Origin of the sequence: Photorhabdus sp. RW14-46, assembly GCF_963887965.1 — a bacterium.
Lineage (GTDB): Bacteria > Pseudomonadota > Gammaproteobacteria > Enterobacterales > Enterobacteriaceae > Photorhabdus > Photorhabdus laumondii.
This window is the reverse complement of record NZ_CAWPHH010000094.1, coordinates 1-1,758: the sequence shown is the minus strand read 5'-3', so window position 1 is coordinate 1,758 and position 1,758 is coordinate 1. Positions and strand designations below refer to the sequence as shown.

General features: G+C 49.2%; 1 protein-coding gene and 1 pseudogene. Both read left to right on the top strand.

The genetic code is table 11. The features are described 5' to 3' along the window. A pseudogene (locus tag AACQ38_RS23665) lies at positions 1 to 1,019 on the top strand (phage tail protein); the annotation flags it as partial. Further along, complete coding sequence (locus AACQ38_RS23660) at positions 1,019 to 1,639, top strand: tail fiber assembly protein (RefSeq protein WP_165579235.1); 621 nt, start codon at positions 1,019 to 1,021, stop codon at positions 1,637 to 1,639. The pseudogene AACQ38_RS23665 and the gene AACQ38_RS23660, both read left to right, overlap by 1 nt. The last annotated feature ends 119 nt before the right edge of the window (positions 1,640 to 1,758 follow it).

The following is a 1,758-nucleotide window of genomic DNA, read 5'->3' as shown; positions in this document are numbered from 1 at the left end:
ATGGTCACGGTGATGTGATGGATTTGCGCATTAAGGGGTCATTAAATGACCGTGATATTTCCGCCATTCATCAAGAGATTGATAGCGTGAAACGGGAATATGTGACTCAGCAGGCATTGGAAAGCGGCCTGCATGGGAAACAGCCGAAAGGGGACTATGCCACTAATGCCGCATTAACCGTTGTTAGTGAAAACGCCGATAGTCGCCTGGCTAAAAACCAGAACGGCGCAGATATTCCCAATAAAAATGAATTTGTCAAAAACATCGGCTTAGTGGAAACCGTCGAACGGGTAATGAATGCTGTACCGAATGACAGGAGAATTAACGGGAAATCGCTATCGGCTGATATCAGTTTGATGGCGGGTGATGTTGGTGCCTATCACCAGACTACCTATATGACTGAGCTACCCGGCAGGCATTATTCAGGGCCATTTTCTTGTGGTCGGGAAAATGGATGGGCCAAAGGGGTGAGTATTGGTGTAGGGGGTGATACGGGGCAAATTTGGATTGATGCCGATGCACAGTTGCACACCAGATTTCTCAATGCTAACGGTGCTGTAGAGCAAAAAATTACGGTTGGTGCCCCTATTGGCGCCACTATCGAATGGCATTCGACTGCGCCGATACCCGCCGGATATGAACCCAATGAGGGACGCGCATTCCGGGCGGCAGATTACCCTGAACTCGCCAAAATTTTTCCCGACCTGAAATTACCCGATGACAGAGGATTATTTAAGCGTGGTCTGGATAGAGGACGTGGTTTAGATTCTGGTCGTTCGCTAGGGAGTGTTCAAGGGGATGCTATCAGAAATATCACAGGATCATTAGGTAGTCCCACTATTGAGAGCGGGAGCAACGCCTCTGGTGCATTCAGCTACCAGTATAAGGCAGGCGGTCGGGCAGCCGGTGCCGGTGGTGGGGTGATTTCATGGACATTTGACGCGTCGAGAGTGGTCCCGACCGCAAATGAAAACCGGCCTGTCAACAAATCAGTGACTTATATTACGAGGGTAAAGTAATGACTAAATATAGTGCAGATATTCAAATGGCCCGGTTTGATGAGGATGGGTTAGCCATTGTTAGCGGATGGGTTGCGGTTTATCGTTGTCATCCTGAAACACGGGAATATATTGGGGCCGATATGGATCGCGTGCCACGCGGTTTTTCTGTTGCGGCTAATGCGTATCTGGATGCGCCCGAATTACCTGGCACGCATGACGTTGCGATTTGTCGTCGTGTAGATGAAAAATCCTGGCGACATGTGCCTGACTATCGGGGTAAAACGGCGTATGTAACCGATACAGGTCAGCTGATCAATATTGCCGCCATCGGCGCATTGCCTGATAATCTCACCCTGCAATCACCCCAAACCCCCTTTGATAAGTGGGAGAATAAGCAATGGGTCACAGATAAATCAGCCCTAAAATCTCATCAAATTGAACAGGCTGAACAGCAAAAAATCGTTTTACAGCAGCAGGCAGATGCGGCAATTAAGCCCTTACAGGATGCCATTGATCTGGATATCGCCACGGATGCCGAAAAATCAGCGCTCGTAGAATGGAAAAAATATCGTGTGCGGGTGAACAGAGTAGACCTTTCAACTGCCCCCGATATCAACTGGCCTGAGCAATCCGCGTGATGAATTGGCAACGGAAAATAATGCGCATCTCTCCGAATATGACGGGGATGCATTGCTCGATGCTACCCGTCCATCCGTTCGTATACGGTATCGGGCAGAAAGCGGACAGCGGTCACTAC

Coding starts and splice junctions, on each gene's coding strand:
- AACQ38_RS23660 (WP_165579235.1), top strand. CDS start 1,019: ATGACTAAATATAGTGCAGATATTCAAATGGCCCGGTTTGATGAGGAT.